The organism is Streptomyces sp. NPDC050416 (assembly GCF_044458845.1).
Taxonomy (GTDB): Bacteria; Actinomycetota; Actinomycetes; order Streptomycetales; family Streptomycetaceae; genus Streptomyces.
In genome coordinates, this window is sequence record NZ_JBITII010000015.1 from 34187 (window position 1) to 60799 (window position 26613).

Below are 26613 nucleotides of genomic sequence, written 5' to 3' on the forward strand. Positions count from 1 at the left end.
TCACCCCGGTGCAGGCGTCAGCGCGAGCCGGCCGACGCACCGGCTTCGGCCTGTGCCTTCACCGGTCCGCCCACCGCGGCCTCCGCCGCCGCGTACAGGTCGTCCGGGCGCACTCCGCTCAGCGCGGTGATGAGGTGCCCGTCGGGCCGCACGAGGAGCACCGTGTGCGCGGCAGCGCCCGGATAGCTCTCGGCGACCAGCAACTCGGCGGGGTGCGGCAGTGCCGTGACGGCGGCCGCGAGCCGGGGCATGATGCCGGCGCTGACCCAGTGCTTGCGCTCCCACACACCCGTGCCCGGCGCGATGAGCACCACGAGCAGCGCGCCGCGGCCGAGCCGGTCACGCAGCCGCACGAAGGTGCCGTCCTCCGCGGTGACCCGCACATCGGTGACCGGCGCTCCGGGCGGTGTGTCGACGGGGGTCTCTCCCTCAAGGCGTGGGGGGGCGAGGGGCGAGTCGGCGTACGCCCCCGGCGCGCCCAGTTGGCCGTGCCCCAAGTGACCGTCCGTGAGGAGCGCGTCATGGCCCCGGGACGAGCCGGGGACGTAGGAGCGCAGACCTCTGCCGCCGCGCAGCAGGGGCAGTGCCTGGTCAGCGGCGCGCAACCGGGCGGCGACGACCGCCCGGCGCTCGGTCTGGTAGCTGTCGAGGAGCGCCTCGTGCGGCCCGTGGTGCCAGGCCAAGGCCAGCTTCCAGGCGAGGTTGTCGGCGTCCCTGAGCCCCTCGTCAAGACCGTGCGTGCCCAGCGCGCCGAGCAGGTGGGCCGCGTCCCCGGCGAGGAAGACGCGGTCGGCGCGCCAGCGGCGGGCCAGCCGGTGGTGGACCGTGTGGACGCCGGTGTCCAGCAGCTCGTACGGCGGGATCGTGCCGCCCGCCCAACCGGCCAGGGTCTCCCGGATGCGGGTCAGCAGCAGCTCGGGGGTGACCAGGTCCTTGCCGGGCGGCAGGAGCCAGTCCAGACGCCAGGCGCCGTCGGGCAGCGGGCGCGCGGTGATCTCACCGGCCGAGGGGCCCGACATGCGCCACGGCGGCATGCGGTGCAGCAAAGCCTCGTCGTGCCAGGGCAGTTCCGTACGCAGCGCGGCAACGGCGTGACGTTCCACCGCCGTACGGCCCGGAAAGCGGATGTCCTGGAGTTTGCGGACGGTCGAACGTGGGCCGTCGCAGCCGACCAGGTAACTGCCTCGCCACCAGGTGCCTTTGGGGCCGCGCGTGTGGGCCGTGACGCCCGAGGACTCCTGTTCGATGCCGTCGAGCCGGCTCTCCACCGCGACCTTGACGAGCCGTTCGCCGGAAAGGGCCGCGCGCAGGGCGCCGGTCATCTCGTGCTGGGCGATGTGCAGGGGGGCGGGCTCGGTTCCGTCGAAAACGATCTCGCGCATCACCTGCTTGCGCCGCATCGACCGCCATCCGGCCCAGTGGGCACCGGCCCGGGACAGGGGCACGCCGGTCAGCCGTTCCACCAGAGCGGCGGTGTCCTCGCGCAGGACGACGGTGCGCGCCGCACGGGGTTCGTCCTTGCCCGGTCCCTCGTCGAGGACGACGCACGGCACGTCCTGACGCGCCAGTGCCAGGGCGAGCGTGAGCCCGACGGGCCCCGCTCCGACGATGATCACCGGGTCCACGGCGCGGCGCCCCCTGCCCGTGGTGATGTCCTGGGAGACGTAGGTGAACAGGAAATTGGAGCAGGGTGCACGATCACAGAACGTATGCAACCCATTGCCGGTGCTTGCGTCAAGTGACCGGCGGCCGGTGGCGATCATGCGTCACACCAAGGGTAGCCGGGCGACACGCTCGTCACGTGATGGGGTGTCAGCGTTGGCCGGAGCCGGATGGCTCAGGGCTCGGCATGACTGTGGCCCGCCGGAAATCCGGCGGGCCACAGTCATGCCGGTTGGCGGGCTGTCAGAGCCTGCCCTCGGCGCCGGTGCCGTAGGTGCCGCCCACTTCGGCCGCGTTCACGTCGTCGACCTTGTCGGCACCGAGAACAGCTCCCGTGCTGCGCTTGCTGCGGCGCAGTCTGCCCTCCAGCCAGGAGGCGAAAGAGGTGAGGATGAAGTTCAGGATGATGAAGATGACCGCCACGACGATGAAACTGGGGATGACGTTCGCGTAGTTGGCCGCGAGCGTGCTGCGCGTGTTGAGCAGCTCGGTGAATCCGAGCATCACGCCGCCCAGCGCGGTGTCCTTCACGATGACGACGAGCTGGCTGACGATGGCGGGCAGCATGGCGGTGACGGCCTGCGGGAGCAGAATGCTCGACATGGTCTGGCTCTTGCGCAGCCCGATCGCCATCGCCGCCTCCGACTGCCCCTTGGGCAGGGAGAGGATGCCCGCGCGGACGATCTCGGCGAGGACCGACGCGTTGTAGAGCACCAGTCCGGTGACGACCGCGTACAGGGGCCGCTCATCGCTGGGGATGCCCGTGGAGCGGACGTAGAACTCGTTGGCGAACAGCATCAGCAGCAGCACCGGGATGGCCCGGAAGAACTCGACCACCGCGCCGGCCGGGATGCGCACCCAGCGATGGTCGGACATGCGTGCGATGCCGAGGACGGCGCCCAGTGGGAGAGCGATGACCATGGAGAGGGCCGCGGCCTTCAGGGTGTCGGCCAGGCCCGGCAGCAGGTACGTCGTCCAGGCCTCGGAGGTGGTGAAGGGCTTCCACAGAGCCCACTCCAGCTGGCCCTTCTCGTCCATGGTCTGCCAGATCCACCACAGAAGCAGGGCCAGCAGGACGAAGAAGACCACCGAGAACAGCACGTTGCGCCGCTTGGCCTTCGGGCCGGGGGCGTCGTAGAGAATGGACGTCATCGCTTCACCGCCAGTCGCTTGCTCAGCCAGCCGAGGATCAGGCCGGTGGGCAGAGTGAGTACCACGAACCCGAAGGCGAAGATCGCGCCGATGAGCAGCGTCTGCGCCTCGTTCTCGATCATTGACTTCATCAGGAGGGCGGCCTCCGCGACACCGATCGCGGCCGCCACTGTTGTGTTCTTGGTCAGCGCGATGAGCACGTTGGCCAGCGGCCCGATGACGGAGCGGAACGCCTGCGGCAGTACGACGAGCCTCAGGACCTGGCTGAAGCTGAGCCCGATGGCCCGTGCCGCCTCAGCCTGCCCGACGGGCACGGTGTTGATGCCGGAGCGGATCGCCTCGCAGACGAAGGCCGCGGTGTAGGCGACGAGGCCGAGGACCGCCAGGCGGAAGGCTCTGTCCTTCAGATCCTCGGTGCCCATCGTCACGCCGAAGATGTTGGCGAGGCCCAGCGAGGTGAAGACGATGATGACGGTGAGGGGGATGTTACGGACCAGGTTCACATAGGCGGTGCCGAAGCCGCGCATGAGCGGAACCGGGCTGACCCGCATGGCCGCCAGTAGGGTGCCCCAGATCAGGGAGCCGACGGCCGAGAAGACGGTGAGCTGCACCGTGACCCAGAAGGCACCCAGCAGGGTCGGGTTGTCATAGTCAGAAAGAAAGTCGAACACGATCTCCCGCGCTTCCGGGTGTGTGGCTTAGGTGGCGGACGGGCCGCGCCGCCGCCGGAAAAGCGAGTGGCGGCGGCGCGCCTGCGGATCCCCGCTGCGACCGCGGGGATCCTGCGTCGGCGGAGTCCCGCGTTACTGGACGATCTGGCCGATCTTCGGGGCCTTCTCGTTCTTGTAGTTCGCCGGCCCGAAGTTGTCCGTGACGGCCTTGTCCCAAGCGCCGCTGCTGACCATCTTTTCCAGAGCGTCGTTGATCTTGTTCAGGGTCGCGGTGTCCCCCTTCTTCACACCGATGCCGTAGTTCTCGTTGCTCAGCTTCAGTCCGGTGAGCTTGAACTGCCCCTTGTACTGGCTCTGCGCCGCGAAGCCAGCGAGGATCGCGTCGTCCGTAGTTACGGCGTCGAGGGCGCCGCTCTGCAGGCCCGCGATGCACTCCGAGTAGCCGCCGAGCTCCTGCAGCTGAGCCTTCGGCGCGATCTCGTTTTTGACATTCTGCGCCGAGGTGGAACCGGTCACCGAGCACAGCTTCTTGCCGTTGAGGTCGGTGCCCTCCTTGATGTCCGAGTCCGCCTTCACCAGCAGGTCCTGGTGGGCCAGCAGGTACGGACCGGCGAAGTCCACCTTCTGCTTGCGCTCGTCGGTGATCGAGTACGTGGCCGCGATCATCTTCACGTCACCGCGGGACAGCGCGTTCTCACGGTCGGCGCTCTTGGTCTCGACCCACTCGATCTGGTCGGGCTTGTAGCCCAGTTCCTTGGCCACGTACGTCGCCACGTCCACGTCGAAGCCGGAGAAGGAACCGTCGGGCTCCTTCAGGCCCAGACCGGGCTGGTCGTACTTGATGCCGATCTTGATCTTGTCGCCGCCGCCGGAGCCGGAGTTGGAGTCACCGCCGTCATCGCCACCACAGGCCGTGGCGGTCAGGGCGAGAACGAGAGCGGTGGCGGCCGCGGCGGAGACCTTGCGGAGCTTCATGGTGAACATCCTTTGCCGTGAAGAGAAAAACCGTCGTTTCGGGTGACGCGGGTCGTCGCAGGAGCGACGCGCGCCTCAGTGATGCAGGATCTTCGACAAGAAGTCCTTGGCACGGTCGCTGCGCGGGTTGCTGAAGAACTGGTCGGGCGCAGCCTCCTCGACGATTCGGCCGTCCGCCATGAACACCACGCGGTTTGCGGCCGATCGTGCGAAACCCATCTCATGGGTGACGACGATCATGGTCATGCCGTCCCGGGCGAGCTGCTGCATGACCTCCAGCACCTCGTTGATCATCTCGGGGTCGAGCGCGGAGGTCGGCTCGTCGAAGAGCATGACCTTCGGCTCCATGGCCAGCGCCCGCGCGATCGCGACGCGCTGCTGCTGGCCGCCGGAGAGCTGTGCCGGGTACTTCTCGGCCTGCGCGGCCACGCCGACCCGGTCGAGCAGGGCACGGGCCCGCTCCTCGGCCGCGGCCTTGTCCTTCTTGCGGACCTTGATCTGGCCGAGCATCACGTTCTCGAGCACGGTCTTGTGCGCGAAGAGGTTGAAGGACTGGAAGACCATCCCGACGTCGGCCCGCAGCCGGGCGAGCCCCTTGCCCTCGGCGGGCAGCGGCTTGCCGTCGATCTCTATCGTGCCGGAGTCGATCGTCTCCAGGCGGTTGATGGTGCGGCACAGGGTGGACTTGCCGGACCCGGAGGGTCCGATGACCACGACGACTTCACCGCGCGCGATCGTCAGGTCGATGTCCTGGAGTACGTGCAACGCGCCGAAGTGCTTGTTGACGCTCTTCAGGACGACCAGTTCTCCGGTCGCGGCCACATCTTCCTTGGCCACCGATACTTCGGTCATCGCTCTCAGGCTCCGTCCTCCTCGGTTTCGGAGGACAGTAGTGACGCTCTACGACCTGCGTCATTACATCTGAGGGGAATCTGAGCATCACGATCCGATAGCAATCGGACACGTGTCGTAGCACTTATGAGCAGCGCTCATATCGGCCGGGTAACGGAAGCTCTGCGCAACCGGAACCCTCTTGACGCCGTCCTCATCCATCAGCGTGACTGCACAAGGTGCACGCGCGCGCGTGCACGCGTTTTTGTACACAGATAGATCGTACGGCCAGCGAACCGAAGGGGGCCCGGGTGAGACTGCTGCTCGTCGAGGACGACAACCACGTCGCCGCCGCCCTGTCGGCGGTCCTGGCGCGGCACGGGTTCGACGTCACGCACGCGCGCAGCGGCGAGGAGGCCCTTCAGGCGCTGGTCCCCGAGGTCGACGGCTTCGGTGTCGTCCTGCTCGACCTCGGCCTGCCCGACCAGGACGGATACGAGGTCTGTGGCAAGATCCGCAAGCGCACCAGCACACCGGTGATCATGGTCACCGCGCGCTCCGACGTGCGCTCCCGGATCCACGGCCTCAATCTCGGCGCCGACGACTACGTGGTGAAGCCGTACGACACCGGGGAACTGCTCGCCCGCATCCACGCGGTCAGCCGGCGCACCTCGCACGAGGACACCTCCAGCGGCATCGAGACCGAGCTGCGCCTCGGCCCGGTGCACATCGAACTGCCCACCCGCCGCGTCAGCGTGGACGGGACCGTGATCCAGCTGACGCGCAAGGAGTTCGACCTCCTGGCCCTGCTCGCGCAGCGGCCCGGGGTGGTGTTCCGCCGGGAGCAGATCATCAGTGAGGTGTGGCGGACCAGCTGGGAGGGGACCGGGCGCACCCTGGAGGTGCACGTCGCGTCCCTGCGCTCCAAGCTGCGGATGCCGGCCCTCATCGAGACCGTACGCGGAGTCGGCTACCGGCTCGTCGCGCCTGCCGGATAGCGGGGCCGAGTGCGCACTCGTCTGCTCCCGCTGCTGATCGTCCTGATGGCGGCCGTGCTGCTCGCGCTCGGCGTCCCGCTCGCCGTCAGCCTGGCCGGCGCCCAGCAGCAGAAGGTCGTCGTCGACCGCATCGACGACACGGCACGCTTCGCCGCTCTCGCCCAGTTCGTGACCGACTCGCCCACCGGAACCGCCAGCGCGTTCGAGAACGAGCGCCTGGCCACCCTCAGCAGCGAGCTCCGCAGCTACTACGAGGTCTACGGCATCCGCTCGGGCGTCTTCTACCGCACCGGCACTGCCATGGCTCACGCACCGGCCAAGTGGTCCCTGCCGAAAGAGGGCGAGGTGCGCGACGCCTTCGAAGAGGCGAAGCTGAGCCGCCGCAGCCACGACCCGCGGCAGGTGTGGCCCTGGCAGCGCCGCAACCTCGTGGTCGCCTCGCCGGTCATCCGGGACGGTGACGTCGTCGCGGTCGTCGTCACCGACTCGCCCACCGGGCAGCTGCGTTCGCGCACCCTGCACGGCTGGCTGGTCATCGGCGCGGGCGAGTTCGCCGCGATGCTGCTGGCCGTCGGTGCCGCCCTGCGGCTGACCGGCTGGGTGCTCAAGCCCGTACGGGTGCTGGACGCCACCACCCACGACATCGCCACGGGGCGGCTGAAGTCCCGGGTCGCCGCCGCCGGCGGTCCGCCGGAACTCAGGCGCCTGGCCCGGTCGTTCAACGAGATGGCGGACAACGTCGAGGACGTGCTGGAGCAACAGCGCGCCTTCGTCGCCGACGCCTCGCACCAACTGCGCAACCCGCTCGCGGCGCTGCTGCTGCGCATCGAGCTGCTCTCCTTCGAGCTGCCCGAGGGCAACCAGGAGATCGCCTCGGTCCAGTCCGAGGGCAAGCGCCTCGCGCAGGTCCTGGACGATCTGCTCGACCTGGCGCTGGCCGAGCACACCGAGGCCGATCTGAAGATCACCGACATCGGCGAGCTCGCCGCCGAGCGGGTCGCGGCCTGGTCCCCGACCGCCGAGGCCAAGGGCGTACGCCTCGTGGGCGACTGCCCGCCGACGACCGCGTGGGCCGACCCGGTGGCGCTGTCCAGCGCGCTGGACGGGATCATCGACAACGCGGTGAAGTTCACGCCCGAGGGCCGGACCGTCGAGGTGACCGTCGCGCGTGACGGCGACACCTCCACCGTCGTCGTCACCGACGAGGGGCCGGGCCTCACCGACGAGGAACTGGCCCGCATCGGCGACCGCTTCTGGCGCAGCAGCCGCCACCAGAACATCAAGGGCTCGGGCCTCGGCCTGTCCATCTCACGGGCGCTGCTCGCGGCGGGCGGCGGTTCGATCACGTACGACCATCACGAGCCGCACGGGCTGAAGGTGACGGTGACGGTGCCCAGGGTCGGGCCGGCGTAGCGAAGCCGAAGCCGAGGTGAGGGCGGGCTATGGCTTGACGGACTGGTAGTAGCGCCGGGCCCCGTCGTGCAGCTTGAGCGGATCGGTGTAGATCGCCGTGCGGACGTCGACCAGCTGGGCGGAGTGGACGGTCGCGCCGATGCCGTCCCGGCTGTCGAGCACCGTACGGGTCAGCCACTCGGTGAGCCGGGGGTCCAAGTCGTCGCGCGTGACCAGCAGGTTGGACACCGCCAGGGTGGGGACCGGGTCGCCGCGCTGGATCGTGGGGTAGGCCGACTCCGGCATCTTGGTGGCGCGGTAGTAGCGCGTGGCACCGCCCTGGTCGTGCAGCTTGGCCACGAGGCCGGCGTCGACCGGCACGAAACGGAAGGCCGACGCCGACTTCTTCGCCAGCCGGCTGAGCCCGTCCGTGGGCAGTCCGCCGGACCAGAAGAACGCGTCGAGCCCGTGTCCCAGCCGTTTGGGCCCGGTGTCGATGCCGTCCGACGACGGCTTGATGTCCTTCTCCGGGTCGATGCCGGCCGCCCTGAGCACGCCGTTCGCGATCAGCCGTACGCCCGAGTTCGGCAGCCCTATGGCCACGCGCTTGCCCCGCAGATCCGCGACGGAGCGGATGTCGGAGTCCGGCGGTACGACGAGCTGGACGTAGTCGTCGTACAGGCGCGCGACCCCGCGCAGCCGGTCGGCGCCCGTGCCGTGGTCGAGCTTGTACGTGGCGACCGCGTCGGCCGCGGCGATCGCGAAGTCCGCCTGGCCCGTCGCCACGTCCGCGACGTTCTCCTGCGAACCGGCGCTGGTCAGCAACCGTACCTTCAGATCGGGCATGTCCTTGGCGATCGCTTTGCGCAGGAGGTCGCCGTACTCGTAGTACACCCCCGCGCGCGTGCCCGTGCTGAACCTGATCGTCCCGCCCGGAGGCTCCTCGGCCCAGGGGCGCAGCCACCACAGCAGCAGCCCGAGAACCACGAGGGCGGCGCCGCCGCCCTGGAGGGCCCGGCGCCTGCCGACAGGGGGGAACATCGTGGACATGCGCGAGATCCTGCCAGCCCCGATGCCCCGGTGACCAGGGGCGGGCTCACACGGTGGGGGTGAGGGGAGTGTCAGTGGCGGCCACTACAGTCGGCCCCATGAGCTCCTCGCCCGCTGACCTGGTCCGTGAATTCCACCTCGCCTTCGGCCTGGACGCCCGCAGTACCCCGACGGAGGTGTCCCCGGAACTCGCCGCCCACCGCGGCGAACTCCTCGCTGAGGAGGCGGCGGAGGTCGCCGAGGTGTCCGTGACGGGCCCGCTCGACCGGCTCGCCCACGAACTCGCCGACGTCGTCTACGTGGCGTACGGCACCGCCCTCGTCCACGGCATCGACCTCGACGCGGTCCTGGCCGAGATCCACCGTTCCAACATGACCAAGATCGGTCCCGACGGCTCCGTCGCCCGCCGCGCGGACGGCAAGGTGCTCAAGGGGGAGCACTGCGAGGCACCGGATGTGCCGGGGGTGCTGCGGAGGCAGGGGTGGGAACCGGCAGCGGGGGCCTGAGTCGCGGCCCGGGCCGGCGGCTCCACTGTCCCCTTCGGCGCCGCCCCTCAGTCGGCCACCTACGCGTCCGCCTCCGCCGTTCGCGGCGCAGTCTCCGCCGTCTCCGCCGCATCCCGGCGTGGCTCGCGGCGCCGGGTCCACCAGGTCGCCACGGGCTCCGTGTAGCGCGCCGTGAGCGGGCCGAGGACGACCAGGATGAGGACGTAGGCCGTGGCCAGGGGGCCGAGGGACGGTTCGATGCCCGCCGAGACGGCCAGACCGGCGATGACGATCGAGAACTCGCCACGGGCCACCAGCGCACCGCCCGCACGCCAGCGGCCCTTGACGGAGATCCCGGCCCGCCGCGCCGCCCAGTAGCCGGTGGCGATCTTCGTCAGGGCGGTGACGAGGGCCAGGCCCAGGGCGGGCAGCAGCACGGGCGGGATGCTGGACGGATCGGTGTGCAGGCCGAAGAAGACGAAGAAGACCGCCGCGAACAGGTCACGCAGGGGGCTGAGAAGCGTGTGCGCACCCTCCGCCACCTCTCCCGACAGCGCGATGCCCACCAGGAAGGCACCCACCGCCGCCGACACCTGGAGCTGCTGTGCCACACCCGCGACCAGGATCGTCAGACCCAGCACGACCAGCAGCAGCTTCTCCGGGTCGTCGCTGGAGACAAAGCGGGAGATCACCCTGCCGTAGCGCAGGGCCACGAACAGGACGATGCCCGCCGCGCCCAGCGCGATCGCCAGGGTCAGGCTTCCGGCCAGCAGCCCGGCTCCCGCCACCAGCGCCGTGACGATGGGCAGATACACCGCCATCGCGAGATCCTCCAGCACGAGCACGCTGAGGATCACCGGCGTCTCCCGGTTGCCGACCCGGCCCAGATCGCCGAGCACCTTCGCGATCACGCCGGACGACGAGATCCAGGTGACACCGGCCAGGACGACGGCCGCCACCGGCCCCCAGCCGAGCAGCAGCGCCACCGCCGCCCCCGGCAGCGCGTTGAGCGCGCAGTCGACCAGACCGGACGGGTAGTGGGTCTTGAGGTTGGAGACCAGATCGCTCGCCGTGTACTCCAGGCCCAGCATCAACAGCAGCAGGATGACGCCGATCTCGGCGCCGGTGGCGATGAACTCCTCGCTCGCGCCCAGCGGCAGCAGACCGCCCTCGCCGAAGGCCAGACCGGCCAGCAGGTACAGCGGTATCGGCGAGAGCCGGAAACGGGCGGCGAACCGGCCGAGCAGGCCGAGGCCGAGGATGATGGAACCGAACTCGATCAGCAGAACCGCGGAGTGCACCGGCTCACTCCCGACCGAGTATCGTCGCGGCGGCGTCGACGCCCTCACGGGTACCGACGACGATCAGCGTGTCACCGCCCGCCAGCCGGAAGTCCGGCGCGGGGGAGGGAATGGCCTCGGCCCGGCGCAGCACCGCCACGACCGACGCGCCCGTCTCCGTACGCATCCGCATGTCGCCCAGCACCCGCCCGTTCCAGCGCGAGGTCGCGGCCACCTCGATCCGCTCGGCGACAAGCCCCAGATCCGTCGTGTACAGCAGACTCGGGCTGTGATGGGACGGCTTCAGCGCGTCGATCAGCGACCCCGCCTCCGAACTGGTCAGCCGCAGCGACTGCGCGCAGGAGTCCGGGTCGTCGGCCCGGTACACGTTCACCGTGCGCGTGCCGTCGCGGTGCGCCACCACCGACAGATGGCGGTGTTCCCGGGTCTCCAGGTCGTACTGGACCCCGATGCCCGGCAGCGGCGTCGCCCTCAGGCGCGGAGCTGACACGTTTCTTCCCCTTGTTCGTCTGGCTTTTGTCGGTCTGGTGAACGGTGTCGATCAACGGACGGGTCAAGTCCGCATGCTGTCATCCAGCCGTACGGTGACGACATGGGTGTCGTCACGGATATGCGCAGCGGCCGCTCGCCGCAGAGGGTGGAGGGGGCGGTGTCAGACGCGAAGTCCGGAAGGAGCGGATCCAGGAACGTGTCGTTGTTCTGGCGGATCTTCTCGCTCAACGCGGCCGGCCTGGTCGTGGCCACCGCGCTGCTGCTCGGCCCGGTCACCGTGTCGACCCCCGTCCTGGCGGGCGAGGCGATCGTCCTGCTCGGCGGCCTGGCGGTGCTGCTCGCCGGCAACGCGCTCGTGCTGCGCTTCGGCCTCGGGCCCCTGCAACGGCTCGACCAGGCCATGGCCACCGTGGACCTGCTGCGTCCGGGGTCCCGCCCGGTGGTCGCAGGATGCGCGGAGACGGCCGGGCTGATCACGACGTACAACGCGATGCTCGACCGGCTGGAGGCCGAGCGGACCGCGGGCGCCGCCCGGGCACTGTCCGCACAGGAGAGCGAACGGCACCGGATCGCCCGGGAGCTCCACGACGAGGTCGGGCAGACCCTGACCGCCGTCCTCCTCCAGCTCAAGCGCGTCGCGGACCGGGCGCCCGAAGACCTGCGCGACGAGGTCGGCCAGGCGCAGGAGGCGACCCGGGCCGGCCTGGACGAGATCCGCCGGATCGCCCGGCGGCTACGCCCCGGCGTCCTGGAGGAACTCGGCCTCGCCAGCGCCCTGCGCTCGCTCGCCGCCGAGTTCACGACCCACGGGCTGACCGTGCGCCACCACGTCACCGGCGACCTCCCCGCCCTGACCCCGGAATCTGAACTCGTCGTCTACCGAGTGGCCCAGGAAGGCCTGACCAACACCGCCCGGCACGCCGGCGCCGACCGTGCCGAACTCCGCCTCCGGCCGGTCCCCGGCGGCGTCGAACTCCTCGTACGCGACAACGGCACGGGCCTCGGCGACGGCCCCGAGGGCTCCGGCATCACGGGCATGCGCGAACGCGCGCTGCTGATCGGGGCCGCTCTCACCCTCGAACCGGCGCCGGGCGGGGGCACCGAGGTACGGCTGCGCATTCCGGTGACCTTGCGCGAACCAGTGACCGAAGGACCCCGCTGATGTCCACACCGATCCGAGTCCTGCTCGCCGACGATCACACCCTCGTACGCCGGGGCGTGCGCCTCATCCTGGACGGCGAGCCCGACCTGACGGTCGTGGCCGAGGCCGGGGACGGGGCCGAGGCCGTAGCGAAGGCCCGGGACACCGCCGTCGACCTGGCCGTCCTGGACGTCGCCATGCCCCGCATGACCGGCCTCCAGGCGGCCCGCGAGCTCTCCCGCCGGCTGCCCCACCTGCACATCCTGATCCTGACGATGTACGACAACGAGGAGTACTTCTTCGAAGCGCTCAGGGCCGGAGCCAGCGGCTACGTCCTCAAGTCCGTCGCCGACCGCGACCTGGTCGAGGCCTGCCGGGCGGCCGTGCGCGACGAGCCGTTCATCTACCCGGGCGCCGAGCGGGCCCTCGTCCGTTCCTACCTGGAGCGGCTGCACCGCGGCGACGGCCTGCCGGAACGCGCCATCACCGAACGCGAGGAGGAGATCCTCAAGCTGGTCGCCGAGGGCCACACCTCCAAGGAGATCGGCGAACTCCTCTTCATCAGCGCCAAGACGGTCGAACGCCACCGCGCCAACCTCCTCCACAAGCTCGGCATGCGCGACCGTCTGGAGCTGACCAGGTACGCGATCCGCGCCGGTCTCATCGAGGCGTGAGCCCGGGCCCGGGTTGTCCACAGGCGGCCGGGCCACTCCCGGCGACCGCCTACCCTTGTCCCCATGAGCAGCATCGACCGGAGCCAGTCAGTGGGCGGCACGCGCACATATGAGGTACGCACCTACGGGTGCCAGATGAACGTCCACGACTCCGAGCGATTGGCCGGTCTGCTGGAGGACGCGGGCTACGTCCGCGCCCCCGAGGGCGCCGACGAGGCCGACGTCGTCGTCTTCAACACCTGCGCCGTGCGGGAGAACGCCGACAACAAGCTGTACGGCAACCTCGGTCACCTCGCGCCGAAGAAGGCCGCCCGCCCGGGCATGCAGATCGCGGTCGGCGGCTGCCTCGCGCAGAAGGACCGGGACACCATCGTGAAGAAGGCGCCCTGGGTGGACGTCGTCTTCGGCACGCACAACATCGGCAAGCTGCCCGTCCTGCTGGAACGCGCGCGCGTGCAGGAGGAGGCGCAGGTCGAGATCGCCGAGTCGCTGGAGGCGTTCCCCTCGACGCTGCCGACGCGGCGCGAGAGCGCGTACGCGGCCTGGGTCTCCATCTCCGTCGGCTGCAACAACACCTGCACCTTCTGCATCGTCCCGGCCCTGCGCGGCAAGGAGAAGGACCGCCGCCCCGGCGACATCCTCGCCGAGATCGAGGCCCTGGTCGCCGAGGGCGTCTCCGAGATCACGCTGCTCGGGCAGAACGTCAACGCGTACGGCTCGGACATCGGTGACCGCGAGGCCTTCAGCAAGCTGCTGCGCGCCTGCGGGAAGATCGACGGTCTGGAGCGCGTCCGCTTCACCTCCCCGCACCCGCGCGACTTCACCGACGACGTCATCGCCGCCATGGCCGAGACGCCGAACGTGATGCCGCAGCTGCACATGCCGCTCCAGTCCGGCTCGGACACGGTCCTGAAGGCCATGCGCCGCTCCTACCGCCAGGAGCGCTACCTGGGGATCATCGAGAAGGTCCGCGCCGCCATCCCGCACGCGGCGATCAGTACCGACATCATCGTGGGCTTCCCCGGCGAGACCGACGAGGACTTCGAGCAGACGCTGCACGTGGTGCGCGAGGCCCGCTTCGCACAGGCCTTCACCTTCCAGTACTCCAAGCGCCCGGGCACCCCGGCCGCCGAGATGGACGGCCAGATCCCCAAGAAGGTCGTCCAGGAGCGCTACGAGCGCCTGGTCGCCCTCCAGGAGGAGATCTCCTGGGAGGAGAACAAGAAGCAGGTCGGCCGCACGCTGGAGCTGATGGTCGCCGAGGGCGAGGGCCGCAAGGACGACAGCACCCACCGCCTGTCCGGCCGCGCCCCCGACAACCGCCTCGTCCACTTCACCAAGCCGGACCAGGAGGTCCGCCCCGGCGACGTGGTCACGGTCGAGATCACCTACGCCGCCCCGCACCACCTCCTCGCCGAGGGCCCCGTGCTGGACGTGCGCCGCACGCGCGCGGGCGACGCCTGGGAGAAGCGCAACGCCGAGAAGGCGGGCAAGCCGGGCCAGCCGGCCGGCGTGCTCCTTGGCCTGCCCAAGATCGGCGTACCCGAGCCGCTCCCGGTGGCGGCGAGCGGCTGCGGCTGCGACTGAGCCGGGCTGCGGCCGGCCGCGGCGGAGCTGACCGCGCTGGGCTTGACTGGGCCTGTGTCCTGCTGGGTTACCCTGCCGATCATGCTTGTCGCCGCCGCTGTCTGCCCCTGCCCGCCCCTCCTGGTGCCGGACGTCGCCGCGGGCGCCGCTCCGGAGCTGGACGCCGCGCGGGCCGCCTGCACGGACGCGCTGGGCGTGCTCGCCGCCGCCCGGCCCGGCCGGCTCGTGGTCGTCGGGCCGGTGGAGAGTGACGGGCCCGTGGCCTACCCGGAGGGCACACCGGGCTCGTTCCGGGGCTTCGGCGTCGATCTCGACGTACGGCTGGGAGGGGACGCGGGCGCGCCCGCGGACCAACGGCTGCCGTACTCGCTGGCGGTGGCGGCATGGCTGCTGGAGCGGACCGGGTGGTCCGACGCCCCGGTCGAGGGACTCGGCGTGGGGAACCGGCTCGAGCCCGAGCGGTGCGGCCGGATCGGACGGGACCTCGCCTCACGGGCCGAGCGGGTGGCGCTGCTGGTGATGGGGGACGCCAGCGCGTGCCGGACGCTCAAGGCCCCGGGGTATCTGGACGAACGGGCGGCGCCCTTCGACGCGGAGGCCGCGCGCGCACTCGGCACGGCGGACATGGCCGCGCTCACGGCCCTGGACACCGGGCTGGCGCGCGAGCTGAAGGCCTCCGGCCGGGCGCCCTGGCAGGTCCTGGCGGGCGCGGCCGAGAGCGCGGACCTCGGCGGATCACTGCTGTACGAGGACGCGCCGTACGGGGTGGGATACCTGGTGGCCACCTGGTCGTAGCCCCGGCGGCAGGACAGCCACCGCAGCGGGACACGCGAAACGGCGGACGGCCGGGAGCCCTCGTGCTCCGCGGCCGTGCGCCGATGTGCCCTTCGGTGTGCCGATGTGTGCTCAGGACCTGGTGCGTCGATGTGCGCTCAGGAAGTGGGCGGTGGTGCGTCCCGCGGTGGTGCGTCCGGCGGCGGGGTGCCTCCGGCGTCCCGCGGAGGTGCCGTGCGGCCCGTGTCCGGCGGCGCCGTGCCGGCCGTGTCCGACGGTGCCGTGCGGCCCATGGCCGGAGGCATAGTGCCGGCCGGGCCCGGCGGCGGTGTCGTGCCGCCCGTGCCCGGCCCGCTGTCGCTCTTGTGCGCGAGTCGTTCCATGGCGCCCTTGGCCTTGCCCGTGCCCGACTGGATCTTGTCGCTGTACTTGCCCTTGGTCCTCTTGTCGACGACCTGCGCGGCCTTGTCGAGGCCGTGCTGGATCTTGTCCTCGTGCCGCTGTGCGAGGTCTGAGACCTTGCCCTTGGCCGGGCCCAGTTTGGCCTTCACGTTGTCCAGGAGACCCATGGTTCACCTACCCTCGCGCGGGGCGGTCAGGTGCGGGCGCCCTCGCCGGCCTCGTTGTCGGCCGCCTTGTCGGTGGACTGCTGCCTGGGGATGTCGACGCCTTCGGTCTCGGTGACCTCGGCCGCCTCCGCCACCGGCTCGGCCGCTTCCGCTGCCCCGCCAGCCCCCTTCGCCGCCTCTTCCCCTGCTGTTTCCTCCGCCTCGGTCCCGGCCGTCGCCTGGTCGGCCTGAGTCTCGGCGGCAGGCGCCGCCTCCCCCGTGGCCTTGGACCGCCGGAGAAGTCGTGCAAAAACGCCCATATCCACTCCATACGTTACTCGTGCGGGCGAAATCCCGCGTCGCCCGGTGCGTCCGTTTGCGCGACCCGGGCCACCGCCTCTGCGATCCGGCGGCAGGAACCTCGCAACGGGCAACGAACCCGCGGCCGTGGCGTCACGTAACTCGTTCGAGAGCAGGGTTCGAGGTTTGCGAGACTGGGGCCGTGAGCAGTGCACCCCCCGCCCCCCGCGTCATCGCCGTCGTCGGACCGACTGCGGCCGGAAAGTCCGATCTGGGCGTTTTCCTGGCCCAGCGTCTCGGCGGTGAGGTCGTCAACGCCGACTCCATGCAGCTCTACCGAGGGATGGACATCGGCACCGCCAAGCTGACGCCCGAAGAGCGCGGTGGCGTACCCCACCACCTCCTGGACATCTGGGACGTGACCGTCACGGCGTCCGTCGCCGAGTACCAGCGCCTGGCCCGCGAGCGGATCGAGGCCCTGCTCGCCGAGGGCCGCTGGCCGATCCTGGTGGGTGGCTCCGGACTGTATGTGCGCGGGGCCGTCGACAACCTGGAGTTCCCGGGCACCGACCCCGAGGTCCGCGCCCGCCTGGAGGAGGAACTCACGCTGCGCGGCTCGGGCGCGCTGCACGCCCGGCTGGCCGCGGCCGACCCCGAGGCCGCGCGGGCGATCCTGCCGAGCAACGGCCGCCGTGTCGTCCGGGCCCTGGAGGTGATAGAGATCACCGGCAGGCCCTTCACCGCCAACCTCCCCGGGCACGACTCCGTGTACGACACGATCCAGATCGGTGTCGATGTGGCCCGGCCCGAGCTGGACGAGCGCATCGCGCGCCGGGTCGACCGGATGTGGGAGGCCGGCCTCGTGGACGAGGTGCGCGCACTGGAGGCGCAAGGGTTGCGCGAGGGGCGTACCGCCTCGCGCGCGCTCGGCTACCAGCAGGTGCTCGCGGCGCTCGCCGGGGAGTGCACCCTGGAGGACGCGCGGGCCGAGACCGTACGTGCCACCAAGCGCTTCGCGCGCCGTCAGGATTCATGGTTCAGGCGCGATCCCCGGGTGCACTGGTTGAGTGGGGCCGCGGCCGATCGCACGGAACTTCCGCAGCTCGCGCTGTCTTTGATCGAACGACCGGTTACAGCCTGATCACGTCATGGCATCGGGACGCCCAGGCCGTCATCCGGGCCTGCGGTGGCGTGCCATCATCGAGCTTCGATCGACCGAGTTGAGTCCTAGTTGGGAGGGCGCGTGGCGATGGAGGCCGGCCCTCGCGACACCGCACAAGGCACCGATCACATCACCGCCGACCGGGATGAACCCGAGCGCCGGGATGACCCGGGGCACCGGGACGGACCGGAGCACGGGAACGGACCGGAGCACGGGAACGGACCGGAGCAGGAGTCGGACCGTCTCAGCTCCGACGGTCCCGACGAGACGCAGGGTGTGACGGACGACGGCCCCGAGCCCGAGGAGATGTTCGCGGGCGAGGTCGAGGTCGAGCTGCGCCCGCAGCGCAGGCTGCGCATCTGGCAGCTCGCGCCCATCGTGAGCCTGGCCGCGCTCGGCTCCCTGATGTTCGCGTTCCCGCTCGCCTTCGACTTCGGTGACAGCGGGGCCGTGATCGCCATGCTCGGGCTGCTGATCTGCTCGTGCGCGGCCGGCTGGGGCATGATGGCCGCCCGCCGCGTGGGCTACACCCTGCCCGGCCTGCCGGCCAAGGGCTCGGACCGCAGACCGGACTGGCGGGTCGTCCTCGCGTACGCGGTGATGGTGGCAGCGGTGGTCGTACTGGCGGTCTGGCGAGTAGCAAGACTCCGCTAGCACGCAACGCCCCTCTAGGTGCGCGGGGAACTGCGCGACAAGCCACGACGCACCCGCACACCGCGAAGCACCCGCACACCCACGACGAATCCGCCCGGCCCTCACCGCGGAACACCCCGTACGATCGAGGAATGAGCACGCGGATCCCCTTCCTCAAGGGCCACGGCACCGAGAACGACTTCGTGATCGTGCCGGACCCCGAGAACGCCATCGACCTGCCCCCGGCCGCCGTCGCCGTCCTCTGCGACCGCCGCGCGGGCATCGGCGGTGACGGACTGCTGCACGTGGTGCGATCCGCGGCGCATCCCGAGGCGAAGGCCATGGCACCCGAGGCGGAGTGGTTCATGGACTACCGCAACGGGGACGGCTCGATCGCGGAGATGTGCGGCAACGGCGTGCGGGTGTTCGCGCGCTACCTCCAGCGCGCCGGACATGTCGCCGAAGGGGACCTCGCCGTCGCCACACGCGGGGGCGTGAAGACCGTACACATCGCCAAGGACGGCGACGTCACCGTGGGCATGGGCAAGGCGCTGCTCCCCGAGGGCGACGTCACGGTGAGCGTCGGCGAGCGCAGCTGGCCCGCGCGGAACGTCAACATGGGCAACCCGCACGCGGTCGCCTTCGTGGACGACCTGTCCCACGCCGGTGACCTGCTCTCGCCGCCGCCCTTCAGCCCGGCCGCCGCATATCCGGACGGCGTGAACGTCGAGTTCGTGGTCGACCGCGGCCCCGGGCACGTCGCGCTGCGCGTGCACGAGCGCGGTGCCGGCGAGACCCGTTCCTGCGGCACGGGCGCGTGCGCGGTCGCCGTGGCCGCCGCTCGCCGCGACGGCGCCGACCCGACGGCCACCGGCACCCCGGCGACGTACACCGTGGACGTGCCCGGAGGCACCCTGGTGATCACCGAGCGGCCCGACGGCGAGATCGAGATGACGGGCCCTGCGGTGATCGTGGCCGAGGGCGAGATCGACGCGGAGTGGCTGGCGCGCGCCACGCGCGCGTGAAGCGGGCGCGGCCGGCCGGTCCGTCCGTCCGTCCGTCCGGAAATTACTGCCCGATGTCGGCCGCACGACCCGAAACAGTCGTAAAGAACCGGCCACTTGGCGGGAACGAAACCGTAAGGCCACGACGTACCGGGGTGCAAACCTCACATTCATCCCTCGAATGGGTGATCAGTTTCACGCTCGGCGAGAGGCGGTCAGTCACGCGTGGTGGGCTCGGTAGCATCAAGCACCGGCCCGGACGGGGGACCGAAGCCACCCCCTGAGCCGTGTCCGCCCTGGGGCACCCCGTCCGCCGGTCCATGCAGCCGGAGGTGCCCATGAGTGCGGAGGCCACGAATTCCGTGACCCCAGGCCCGATGCCGGGCGCGGTGTCAGGGCCCGTGACGCCGACAGCCCCGCGCAGAAAGTCGCGCCCCCGGATCGACCTGCGCCGTCTCGGCCGCGCCGCGCTGCTCGGCCCCGCCGCCCGTGGCCGGCTGCCCGACGCCATCAGCCACGTCGTCGACGCGCACCGCGCCCACCACCCCGACGCGGACCTCGAACCCCTGCGCCGCGCCTACGTCCTGGCCGAGTCCTCGCACCGCGGCCAGATGCGCAAGAGCGGCGAGCCGTACATCACGCACCCGCTCGCCGTGACCCTGATCCTCGCCGAACTCGGCGCCGAGACCACGACGTTGACCGCGTCCCTGCTCCACGACACCGTCGAGGACACGGACGTCACGCTCGACCAGGTCGGCGAGCAGTTCGGCGAGGAGGTCCGCTACCTCGTCGACGGCGTCACCAAACTGGAGAAGGTCGACTACGGCGCCGCCGCCGAGCCCGAGACCTTCCGCAAGATGCTCGTCGCGACCGGCAACGACGTCCGCGTCATGTCGATCAAACTCGCCGACCGGCTGCACAACATGCGCACCCTCGGCGTCATGCGCCCCGAGAAACAGGAGCGCATCGCCAAGGTGACACGTGACGTGCTGATCCCGCTCGCCGAACGGCTCGGCGTCCAGGCGCTCAAGACCGAACTGGAAGACCTCGTCTTCGCGATCCTGCGCCCCGAGGAGTACGAGCACACAAGGGAGTTGATCGTCCGCAACGCCGCCCGCGCGGACGACCCGCTCGCCGAGGTCGCCGACGAGGTGCGCACGGTGCTGCGCGAGGCGGACATCCCGGCCGAAGTCCTCATCCGGCCCCGCCACTTCGTCTCCGTGCACCGGGTCTCCCGCAAGCGCGGCCGTCTCCGCGGCTCCGACTTCGGCCGCCTGCTGGTGCTGGTGAACGAGGACGCCGACTGCTACGGAGTGCTGGGTGAACTCCACACCTGCATGACGCCGGTCGTCTCGGAGTTCAAGGACTTCATCGCCGTACCGAAGTTCAACCTGTACCAGTCGCTGCACACGGCCGTCGCCCGCGAGGACGGCCAGGTCGTCGAAGTCCTCATCCGCACGCACCAGATGCACAAGGTCGCCGAGGCCGGCGTCGTCGCGCTCGGCAACCCGTACGCACCGGCCCCCGACGACCCGGCCGACGGCGAGCGCGTCGACCCCACCCGCCCCGGCTGGCTCTCCCGGCTCCTCGACTGGCAGGAGGCGGCACCCGACCCGGACCACTTCTGGTCGACCCTGCGCGAGGACCTCGCCCAGGACCGCGAGATCACGGTCTTCCGGCCCGACGGCGGCACGATCGGCCTGCCCGAGGGGGCGACCTGTGTGGACGCCGCGTACGCGCAGTACGGCGAGGACGCGCACGCGTGCATCGGCGCACGCGTCAACGGCCGTCTGGCGACGCTGAGCACCGTCCTGAAGGACGGTGACACCGTCCAGCTCCTCATGGGGCAGGACCCGGCGTCCGAGCCCTCCCGGGAGTGGCTGGAGCACGCGCACACGCCCGCGGCCCGGATCGCCATCCAGCGCTGGCTGGCGGCCCACCCCGCGCAGGCCGAGGCCCAGCAGACCGAGGCCCGGGAGGACCGGCAGGCCGAGGAGCGCGGCGCGGCTGTCCGGCCCGCGACCGCCGACGCGCCGGATCCGGCCGGGCCGGCGCCCGAGCAGGCGGCCGTGCGCCCGGCCGGCGGTAACGTCCTCACCGACCGGCCCGGCGCGACCGTCCGGCTCGCCGGCTGCTGCACGCCCGTACGACCCGACGAGATCACCGGCTTCGCCGTACGCGGGGGAGCGGTCACCGTCCATCGCGTCGAGTGCGCCGCGGTGGCGCGTATGAAGGACGCGGGGCGCGCGGAGGTCGGCGTGCGCTGGGGTGAGGCCACCGAGTGCCGGGTCACGCTGGTCGCCGAATCGTTCGTCCGTCCCCATCTGCTCGCGGACCTCACGGAGGCCATGGCCCTCGAAGGCGCCGAGATCGTCTCCGCGACCGTCGAACCCCCGACCCAGCAGCAGGTCCGTCACACGTACACGGTGCAGCTCCCGGACGCGGCCCACCTGCCCGCCCTCATGCGCGCGATGCGCAATGTGGCCGGGGTCTACGACGTCACCCGCGCCCAGCCCCAGACGCAGGGCGGCTGAGCCCGCACGGCGCCGGGCACCGGCCGGATACGGGTCGGCAGCCCGACTGGGCGGCGGCCACCGGTTGCGGGGCCGGTTGAGCCCGACTGGGCGGCGGCCACCGGTTGCGGGGTCGGCTGAGCCCGACTGGGCGGCGGCCACCGGTTGCGGGGCTGGCTGAGCCCGACTGGGCGGCGGCCACCGGTTGCGGGGCTGGCTGAGCCGACTGGGCGGCGGCCACCGGTTGCGGGGTCGGCTGAGCCGACTGGGCGGCGGCCACCGGTTGCGGGGCTGGCTGAGCCGACTGGGCGGCGGCCACCGGTTGCGGGGCTGGCTGAGCCGACTGGGCGGCGGCCACCGGTTGCGGGGTCGGCTGAGCCCGCCGGGCGGCGGCCGTCCGGCCTGGGGCGGCACCCGGCGCAGGCCCCGGTCCCCGGTTCGGGTGGGACGGACGCGCGTCGTCCGCGCCGCGCACGCGCGCGCTGGTAGCCGTGAGGCATGCGCCTCACCCCCCACCGCATTCGCACCCGCCCCCGTTCCGGATCCTGTCGTCGGCGGATGTCCGCGGCGCTGCTCGCCTCGGCCGTCTCCGTCTGCCTCGTCGCCGCGAGCGCCCCCGTCGTCCCGCTCGGCGTCGGCGACCGCCTCTTCCCGTACCTGGGCAACCCCGGCTACGACGTCGCGTCGTACGACCTCTCCTTCACCTATCCCGGCAGCAACAGCGAACCGCTGCGGGCCGTGACCACCATCGACGCCTGGACCACCGCAGACCTGGACCGCGTCAACCTGGACTTCGCCCACGGCACGGTCCACTCCGTCGAGGTCGACGGCGAGCCCGCCACCTTCAGCACCGCCGGTGAGGACCTGGTGATCACACCCGAGCACTCCGTGTCGGACGGCAACTGGATGCGGATCACCGTGTGGCACACCAGCGACCCCGTGCCCGCCGAAGGGCGTCAGGGCGGCTGGCTGCGTACCGCGGACGGCCTCGCCATGGCCAACCAGGCCGACGCCGCGCACCTGGTGTTCCCGTGCAACGACCACCCCTCCGACAAGGCGATGTTCACCATCCGGGTCACCGCACCCGACGGTCACACGGCCGTCGCCAACGGGCTGCCCGCCGGAGTGGACCGGTCCGGCGGGTCGACCACCTGGACGTACCGCACCCAGCACCCCATGGCCACCGAGCTCACCCAGGTCTCCATCGGCCGCTCCACCGTGCTGCACCGCGCCGGCCCGCACGGGCTGCCCGTACGGGACGTCGTCCCCGCCAAGCACCGCAAGGCGCTCGAACCCTGGCTGGAGAAGACCCCGAAGCAGATCGCCTGGATGGAGAGCAAGGTCGGCCGCTACCCCTTCGAGACGTACGGCCTGCTCATGGCCGACGTCTCCACCGGCTTCGAACTGGAGACCCAGACGCTCTCCCTCTTCGAGCGGGAGCTGTTCACCGGGTCCGTCTACCCCGCGTGGTACCTCGAGTCGATCATGGTCCACGAGCTGGCCCACCAGTGGTTCGGCAACAGCGTCGGCCCCCGCACCTGGTCCGACCTGTGGCTCAACGAGGGACACGCCACCTGGTACGAGGCGCTGTACGCCGAGGAGCAGGCCGGCAAGCCGATGCGGGAGCGTATGAAGGCCGCGTACGGCGCCTCCGACAGCTGGCGCGCCTCCGGCGGACCACCCGCCGCTCCGAAGGCCCCCGAGCCGGGCCGCAAGACCAGCATCTTCCGGCCCAACGTCTACGACGGCGCCGCGCTCGTGCTGTACGCCCTGCGCGAGGAGATCGGCCGCCCGGCCTTCGAACGCCTGGAACGCGCCTGGGCCGACCGGTACCGGGACGACACCGTCACGACGGAGGACTTCGTCCGGCTCGCCGCCGAGATCTCCGGGCGCGACCTGGACGGCTTCTTCCAGGGCTGGCTGTACGGCGAGAAGACCCCGCCGATGCCGGGGCACCCGGACTGGAAGCCGACCACACCCGCGAAACCGGCCGCGAAGCCGGCGGCGCCCGCGAAGGCGGCCGCGCGATAACACGGTGACGAGACGCCCCGTGCCGTGCGACTATCTTCAGGTCGGCGCGGCACGGAGCGCCGGGAATCTCCCGGCACGCTCGCGCGTTATACCCGGTGACGGAAAGCTCGCAGCGCTCCGTCGCCGTAAACGGTTTCCCAGCTACGTAAGGATCCAATGACCTCCTCTTCTTCCCCTTCCCAGGACACCCAGCGCTTCGCGCACAGCCACCCCGAGGGTCTTCGGGCCGATGCCCTGATGGAAGAGGACGTCGCCTGGAGCCACGAGATCGACGGAGAGCGGGACGGCGACCAGTTCGACCGCTCCGACCGCGCGGCCCTGCGCCGTGTGGTGGGCCTCTCCACCGAGCTCGAGGACGTCACCGAGGTCGAGTACCGCCAGCTCCGTCTGGAGCGGGTCGTGCTCGTCGGCGTCTGGACCACGGGAACCGCGCAGGACGCGGAGAACTCCCTCGCGGAGCTCGCCGCCCTCGCGGAGACGGCCGGTGCGCTGGTGCTCGACGGTGTGATCCAGCGCCGCGACAAGCCCGACGCGGCCACCTACATCGGCTCCGGCAAGGCCGAGGAACTGCGCGACATCGTTCTCGAATCGGGCGCGGACACCGTCATCTGCGACGGTGAGCTGAGCCCGGGCCAGCTGATCCACCTCGAGGACGTCGTCAAGGTCAAGGTCATCGACCGGACCGCCCTGATCCTGGACATCTTCGCCCAGCACGCCAAGTCCCGAGAGGGCAAGGCGCAGGTCGCGCTCGCGCAGATGCAGTACATGCTGCCGAGGCTGCGCGGCTGGGGTCAGTCGCTGTCCCGGCAGATGGGCGGCGGCAAGGGCGGCGGCCTCGCCACCCGTGGTCCCGGTGAGACCAAGATCGAAACGGACCGGCGGCGGATCCGCGAGAAGATGGCGAAGATGCGCCGGGAGATCGCGGACATGAAGACCGGCCGCGAGATCAAGCGCCAGGAGCGCAAGCGCCACAAGGTGCCCTCGGTCGCCATCGCGGGCTACACCAACGCCGGCAAGTCCTCGCTGCTCAACCGCCTCACGGGCGCGGGCGTGCTGGTCGAGAACGCCCTGTTCGCGACCCTCGACCCGACCGTGCGCCGGGCCGAGACCCCGAGCGGCCGGCTGTACACGCTGGCCGACACGGTCGGGTTTGTGCGCCATCTGCCCCACCACCTGGTCGAGGCGTTCCGCTCCACGATGGAGGAGGTCGGCGAGTCCGACCTGATCCTGCACGTGGTGGACGGTTCGCACCCGAACCCGGAGGAGCAGCTGGCCGCCGTGCGCGAGGTGATCAGGGACGTCGGTGCCACCGACGTGCCCGAGATCGTCGTGATCAACAAGGCCGACGCGGCCGACCCGCTGACGCTCCAGCGGCTGCTGCGCGTCGAGAAGCGGTCCCTGGCCGTCTCGGCCCGCACCGGCCGGGGCATCGACCAGCTGCTAGCGCTCATCGACAACGAGCTGCCGCGCCCGTCGGTCGAGATCGAGGCGCTCGTGCCGTACACGCACGGCAAGCTGGTGGCCCGTGCCTACGACGAGGGCGAGATCCTCTCCAAGGAGCACACTCCGGAGGGCACCCTGCTCAAGGTGCGGGTGCACGAGGAGCTGGCGGCGGAGCTCGCGCCATACGTCCCGGCGCCCGCGCTCTGACGGCTTGAGGCCTGAAGTGAGAAGGCCCCTGATGTGAGAAGGCCCCTGATGTGAGAAGGCCCGCCCTCTGTCCGCAGGGAGCGGGCCTTCATCACGCTCCGGTCAGCGACCGCCGTACGTCTTGCTCATGTTCTGGTAGAGCGCCTCGGCGTCGCGGCCCAGCTGCGGACCGGCCAGCCAGGTGTTGTCGGCCGGGCCGATCGAGGTGTTGGAGACCAGCACGGACTTGCCGTTGACCACCCGGAACCAGCCGCCGCCGGACGAACCGCCGGTCATGGAGCAGCCGATGCGGTACATCGTCGGCAGGCTCGGGCTGAGCGAGAACCGGCCCGGGACGTCGACGCACTTGAACATCTTCAGCCCGTTGTAGGGCGGCGCCGCCGGGTAGCCCCAGGCGCCCATCTTGGCGGCCTCGGCGGCGGACGGTGCGGAGAAGTCCACGTCCAGCGCGGCACCGACCGTCTCCTCCAGGGACTTGGCACCCTGCTCGGGCTTCACGTGCAGCACGGCGTAGTCGTACGCCGCTCCGTCACCGCCCGTCTCCGATCCGCCCTGGATCCACTGGTTCGAGGTCGAGGCCCAGTCCGCCCACCAGTCGCCGTACGGGGCCACGTCGGTCGGGTTCGCGTTGCTCAGCTTCGCCTCGGACTTGCCGAGGTCGTTGTAGGCCGGGACGAACACGAGGTTGCGGTACCAGCCGCCGTTGTCGCCGGCGTGCACGCAGTGGCCCGCCGTCCACACCAGGTTGGACTTGCCCGGGTGGTTGACGTCCTTGATCACCGTGCCGGAGCAGACGGCCGGGCCGTCGGGGGAGTCGAAGAAGACCTTGCCGACCGGGGCGGCGTTCCGGTGGTACGGCGTCTTCTCGGCCTGCGCCCGGACCGGCGCCGGATCCGGGTCGCTGATTCCCTGGCCGGCCGACGCGTCCTTCGTCGTGACCGTCTTGTCGGCCTCCTTCGCGGACTGCATCCGCTCCGGCTTCCAGAGGCCCTCGATCACCGGGTTGACGAAGTCCTTGGCCTCACTGAGCCACTTGTCCCTGTCCCAGTCCTTCCAGCCGCCGTCCTTCCACCGGTCGACGTCGATCCCGTGCTCCTTGAGCTTGCCGGCGAGGTCGGCCGGGATCTCTACCTTGCCGGCGCCGTCCGCGGCCTGAGAGGTGGTGGCGTCGGGCTTGTCGCTCGCCGAGTCCGCCGAACCCTCACAGGCGGTCACGGTGAGCGCCAGAGCGGCGACGAGCCCGGTGGCTCCGAGAGCGGTGCGCCGCCCGCGCCTCGGCACTGCGGGCGTACGTGCGGAACGCATGGTGCGATGACCCCCGTTGGTGTGTGACAGTGTGGCGCTGCGTGTGCATGTCATGGCGTGGGCGCCGGTGCGCCCGGCGCGAAACCCCACCATGCCCGTGGAGTTGAGGGTGTACCGGGGTGGGGTGGTGAAGGTTTCCGTGAGTCCACGGGCCGGGGGGGGCCGGCGCGCCCCCCCCGCCGGGGGGGGGGGGGGGCCGGGGGGGGGGGGGGCCCCGGCGCCCCCCCCCCCCCCCCCCGCTGCTGCGCCCCCCCCCCCGCCGCCCCCCCACAGCACGCACAG

Annotated in this window: 24 protein-coding genes; 13 read left to right on the forward strand and 11 right to left on the reverse strand. The window is 71.1% G+C overall.

Translation table 11 applies throughout. From position 1 onward, the window contains the following. Positions 1 to 17: 17 nt before the first annotated feature. From ACIBL4_RS35570 to ACIBL4_RS35590, 5 genes are all read right to left on the reverse strand, one after another. Entirely contained in the window at positions 18 to 1625 is a 1608-nt protein-coding gene (locus ACIBL4_RS35570; RefSeq protein WP_399415929.1) for an FAD-dependent monooxygenase, read from the reverse strand. Between the two features lie 280 nt (positions 1626 to 1905). Beyond that, positions 1906 to 2814, reverse strand: a complete 909-nt coding sequence (locus ACIBL4_RS35575; protein ID WP_399415930.1) for an amino acid ABC transporter permease — start codon at positions 2812 to 2814, stop codon at positions 1906 to 1908. Next, entirely contained in the window at positions 2811 to 3485 is a 675-nt protein-coding gene (locus ACIBL4_RS35580) for an amino acid ABC transporter permease (RefSeq protein ID WP_399415931.1), read from the reverse strand. The genes ACIBL4_RS35575 and ACIBL4_RS35580 overlap by 4 nt, the downstream gene beginning before the upstream one ends. A gap of 132 nt (positions 3486 to 3617) precedes the next feature. Continuing rightward, entirely contained in the window at positions 3618 to 4460 is an 843-nt protein-coding gene (locus tag ACIBL4_RS35585; RefSeq protein ID WP_399415932.1) for a glutamate ABC transporter substrate-binding protein, read from the reverse strand. Positions 4461 to 4535: 75 nt separating this feature from the next. Next, positions 4536 to 5312: an amino acid ABC transporter ATP-binding protein gene (locus ACIBL4_RS35590; RefSeq protein WP_356923564.1), complete on the reverse strand. Its 777-nt coding sequence runs from the start codon at positions 5310 to 5312 to the stop codon at positions 4536 to 4538. A gap of 290 nt (positions 5313 to 5602) precedes the next feature. Here ACIBL4_RS35590 and ACIBL4_RS35595 point away from each other — a divergent pair, with 290 nt between their 5' ends. Both ACIBL4_RS35595 and ACIBL4_RS35600 read left to right on the forward strand, forming a co-directional pair. After that, positions 5603 to 6289 carry a response regulator transcription factor gene (locus ACIBL4_RS35595; RefSeq protein WP_399415933.1) on the forward strand — a complete coding sequence of 229 codons (687 nt, stop codon included), beginning with the start codon at positions 5603 to 5605 and terminating at the stop codon, positions 6287 to 6289. 9 nt (positions 6290 to 6298) lie between these two features. Further along, a complete protein-coding gene (locus ACIBL4_RS35600) occupies positions 6299 to 7702 on the forward strand; it encodes an ATP-binding protein (protein WP_399415935.1) in 1404 nt (467 codons plus the stop codon). Between the two features lie 27 nt (positions 7703 to 7729). Here ACIBL4_RS35600 and ACIBL4_RS35605 read toward each other — a convergent pair whose 3' ends face one another. Beyond that, positions 7730 to 8731, reverse strand: a complete 1002-nt coding sequence (locus tag ACIBL4_RS35605; RefSeq protein WP_399415936.1) for a TAXI family TRAP transporter solute-binding subunit — start codon at positions 8729 to 8731, stop codon at positions 7730 to 7732. 98 nt (positions 8732 to 8829) lie between these two features. Between ACIBL4_RS35605 and ACIBL4_RS35610 the strand changes: the two genes are divergently transcribed. Then, entirely contained in the window at positions 8830 to 9237 is a 408-nt protein-coding gene (locus tag ACIBL4_RS35610) for a MazG nucleotide pyrophosphohydrolase domain-containing protein (RefSeq protein ID WP_399415937.1), read from the forward strand. A 59-nt stretch (positions 9238 to 9296) separates the two neighbouring features. Here the strand turns inward: ACIBL4_RS35610 and ACIBL4_RS35615 are convergent, their stop codons facing one another. Then, the gene (locus ACIBL4_RS35615; RefSeq protein WP_399415938.1) at positions 9297 to 10517 is read right to left on the reverse strand and encodes a cation:proton antiporter; all 1221 of its coding nucleotides are present in this window, start codon (positions 10515 to 10517) and stop codon (positions 9297 to 9299) included. A gap of 4 nt (positions 10518 to 10521) precedes the next feature. Beyond that, entirely contained in the window at positions 10522 to 11007 is a 486-nt protein-coding gene (locus tag ACIBL4_RS35620) for a TrkA C-terminal domain-containing protein (protein WP_355855355.1), read from the reverse strand. 198 nt (positions 11008 to 11205) lie between these two features. Here ACIBL4_RS35620 and ACIBL4_RS35625 point away from each other — a divergent pair, with 198 nt between their 5' ends. The 4 genes from ACIBL4_RS35625 to ACIBL4_RS35640 all read left to right on the forward strand — a co-directional run bounded on the left by ACIBL4_RS35625 (position 11206) and on the right by ACIBL4_RS35640 (position 15206). Beyond that, complete coding sequence (locus ACIBL4_RS35625) at positions 11206 to 12171, forward strand: sensor histidine kinase (RefSeq protein ID WP_399415941.1); 966 nt, start codon at positions 11206 to 11208, stop codon at positions 12169 to 12171. Next, positions 12171 to 12824 (forward strand): response regulator, encoded by a 654-nt coding sequence (locus ACIBL4_RS35630; RefSeq protein WP_399415943.1) that lies wholly within the window; start codon positions 12171 to 12173, stop codon positions 12822 to 12824. Before ACIBL4_RS35625 ends, ACIBL4_RS35630 begins: the two co-directional genes overlap by 1 nt. A gap of 63 nt (positions 12825 to 12887) precedes the next feature. Next, on the forward strand, positions 12888 to 14411 hold the full coding sequence (gene miaB, locus ACIBL4_RS35635) for a tRNA (N6-isopentenyl adenosine(37)-C2)-methylthiotransferase MiaB (protein ID WP_399415944.1): 1524 nt from the start codon (positions 12888 to 12890) through the stop codon (positions 14409 to 14411). Between the two features lie 81 nt (positions 14412 to 14492). Further along, positions 14493 to 15206, forward strand: coding sequence for a class III extradiol dioxygenase subunit B-like domain-containing protein (locus tag ACIBL4_RS35640; RefSeq protein WP_399415945.1), 714 nt, complete (start codon positions 14493 to 14495; stop codon positions 15204 to 15206). 137 nt (positions 15207 to 15343) lie between these two features. Here the strand turns inward: ACIBL4_RS35640 and ACIBL4_RS35645 are convergent, their stop codons facing one another. Both ACIBL4_RS35645 and ACIBL4_RS35650 read right to left on the reverse strand, forming a co-directional pair. Continuing rightward, positions 15344 to 15754, reverse strand: a complete 411-nt coding sequence (locus ACIBL4_RS35645) for an antitoxin (RefSeq protein WP_399415946.1) — start codon at positions 15752 to 15754, stop codon at positions 15344 to 15346. Between the two features lie 26 nt (positions 15755 to 15780). Continuing rightward, positions 15781 to 16053, reverse strand: coding sequence for a hypothetical protein (locus ACIBL4_RS35650; RefSeq protein WP_399415947.1), 273 nt, complete (start codon positions 16051 to 16053; stop codon positions 15781 to 15783). Between the two features lie 182 nt (positions 16054 to 16235). Between ACIBL4_RS35650 and miaA the strand changes: the two genes are divergently transcribed. From miaA to hflX, 6 genes are all read left to right on the forward strand, one after another. After that, positions 16236 to 17174: a tRNA (adenosine(37)-N6)-dimethylallyltransferase MiaA gene (miaA, locus tag ACIBL4_RS35655; RefSeq protein ID WP_399415948.1), complete on the forward strand. Its 939-nt coding sequence runs from the start codon at positions 16236 to 16238 to the stop codon at positions 17172 to 17174. 108 nt (positions 17175 to 17282) lie between these two features. After that, a complete protein-coding gene (locus ACIBL4_RS35660; RefSeq protein WP_399415949.1) occupies positions 17283 to 17849 on the forward strand; it encodes a hypothetical protein in 567 nt (188 codons plus the stop codon). 131 nt (positions 17850 to 17980) lie between these two features. After that, positions 17981 to 18853 (forward strand): diaminopimelate epimerase, encoded by an 873-nt coding sequence (gene dapF, locus ACIBL4_RS35665; protein ID WP_399415950.1) that lies wholly within the window; start codon positions 17981 to 17983, stop codon positions 18851 to 18853. Positions 18854 to 19170: 317 nt separating this feature from the next. Then, positions 19171 to 21366: a RelA/SpoT family protein gene (locus tag ACIBL4_RS35670; protein WP_399415951.1), complete on the forward strand. Its 2196-nt coding sequence runs from the start codon at positions 19171 to 19173 to the stop codon at positions 21364 to 21366. Positions 21367 to 21843: 477 nt separating this feature from the next. Next, positions 21844 to 23376, forward strand: coding sequence for a M1 family metallopeptidase (locus tag ACIBL4_RS35675; protein ID WP_399415952.1), 1533 nt, complete (start codon positions 21844 to 21846; stop codon positions 23374 to 23376). A 156-nt stretch (positions 23377 to 23532) separates the two neighbouring features. Then, positions 23533 to 25026 (forward strand): GTPase HflX, encoded by a 1494-nt coding sequence (hflX, locus tag ACIBL4_RS35680; protein WP_399415953.1) that lies wholly within the window; start codon positions 23533 to 23535, stop codon positions 25024 to 25026. Between the two features lie 102 nt (positions 25027 to 25128). Here hflX and ACIBL4_RS35685 read toward each other — a convergent pair whose 3' ends face one another. After that, positions 25129 to 26331, reverse strand: a complete 1203-nt coding sequence (locus tag ACIBL4_RS35685; RefSeq protein WP_399415954.1) for a trypsin-like serine peptidase — start codon at positions 26329 to 26331, stop codon at positions 25129 to 25131. Positions 26332 to 26613: the final 282 nt, after the last annotated feature.

Excerpts from the sequence above, each read along its gene's own strand:
- ACIBL4_RS35630 (WP_399415943.1), top strand. The coding sequence starts at position 12,171 with ATGTCCACACCGATCCGAGTCCTGCTCGCCGACGATCACACCCTCGTA.
- ACIBL4_RS35685 (WP_399415954.1), bottom strand. The coding sequence starts at position 26,331 with ATGCGTTCCGCACGTACGCCCGCAGTGCCGAGGCGCGGGCGGCGCACC.
- ACIBL4_RS35670 (WP_399415951.1), top strand. The coding sequence starts at position 19,171 with ATGAGTGCGGAGGCCACGAATTCCGTGACCCCAGGCCCGATGCCGGGC.
- ACIBL4_RS35640 (WP_399415945.1), top strand. The coding sequence starts at position 14,493 with ATGCTTGTCGCCGCCGCTGTCTGCCCCTGCCCGCCCCTCCTGGTGCCG.
- ACIBL4_RS35650 (WP_399415947.1), bottom strand. The coding sequence starts at position 16,053 with ATGGGCGTTTTTGCACGACTTCTCCGGCGGTCCAAGGCCACGGGGGAG.
- ACIBL4_RS35585 (WP_399415932.1), bottom strand. The coding sequence starts at position 4,460 with ATGAAGCTCCGCAAGGTCTCCGCCGCGGCCGCCACCGCTCTCGTTCTC.
- ACIBL4_RS35675 (WP_399415952.1), top strand. The coding sequence starts at position 21,844 with ATGCGCCTCACCCCCCACCGCATTCGCACCCGCCCCCGTTCCGGATCC.
- ACIBL4_RS35660 (WP_399415949.1), top strand. The coding sequence starts at position 17,283 with ATGGAGGCCGGCCCTCGCGACACCGCACAAGGCACCGATCACATCACC.
- hflX (WP_399415953.1), top strand. The coding sequence starts at position 23,533 with ATGACCTCCTCTTCTTCCCCTTCCCAGGACACCCAGCGCTTCGCGCAC.
- miaB (WP_399415944.1), top strand. The coding sequence starts at position 12,888 with ATGAGCAGCATCGACCGGAGCCAGTCAGTGGGCGGCACGCGCACATAT.
- ACIBL4_RS35605 (WP_399415936.1), bottom strand. The coding sequence starts at position 8,731 with ATGTCCACGATGTTCCCCCCTGTCGGCAGGCGCCGGGCCCTCCAGGGC.
- ACIBL4_RS35645 (WP_399415946.1), bottom strand. The coding sequence starts at position 15,754 with ATGGGTCTCCTGGACAACGTGAAGGCCAAACTGGGCCCGGCCAAGGGC.
- ACIBL4_RS35610 (WP_399415937.1), top strand. The coding sequence starts at position 8,830 with ATGAGCTCCTCGCCCGCTGACCTGGTCCGTGAATTCCACCTCGCCTTC.
- ACIBL4_RS35590 (WP_356923564.1), bottom strand. The coding sequence starts at position 5,312 with ATGACCGAAGTATCGGTGGCCAAGGAAGATGTGGCCGCGACCGGAGAA.
- dapF (WP_399415950.1), top strand. The coding sequence starts at position 17,981 with ATGAGCACGCGGATCCCCTTCCTCAAGGGCCACGGCACCGAGAACGAC.
- ACIBL4_RS35575 (WP_399415930.1), bottom strand. The coding sequence starts at position 2,814 with ATGACGTCCATTCTCTACGACGCCCCCGGCCCGAAGGCCAAGCGGCGC.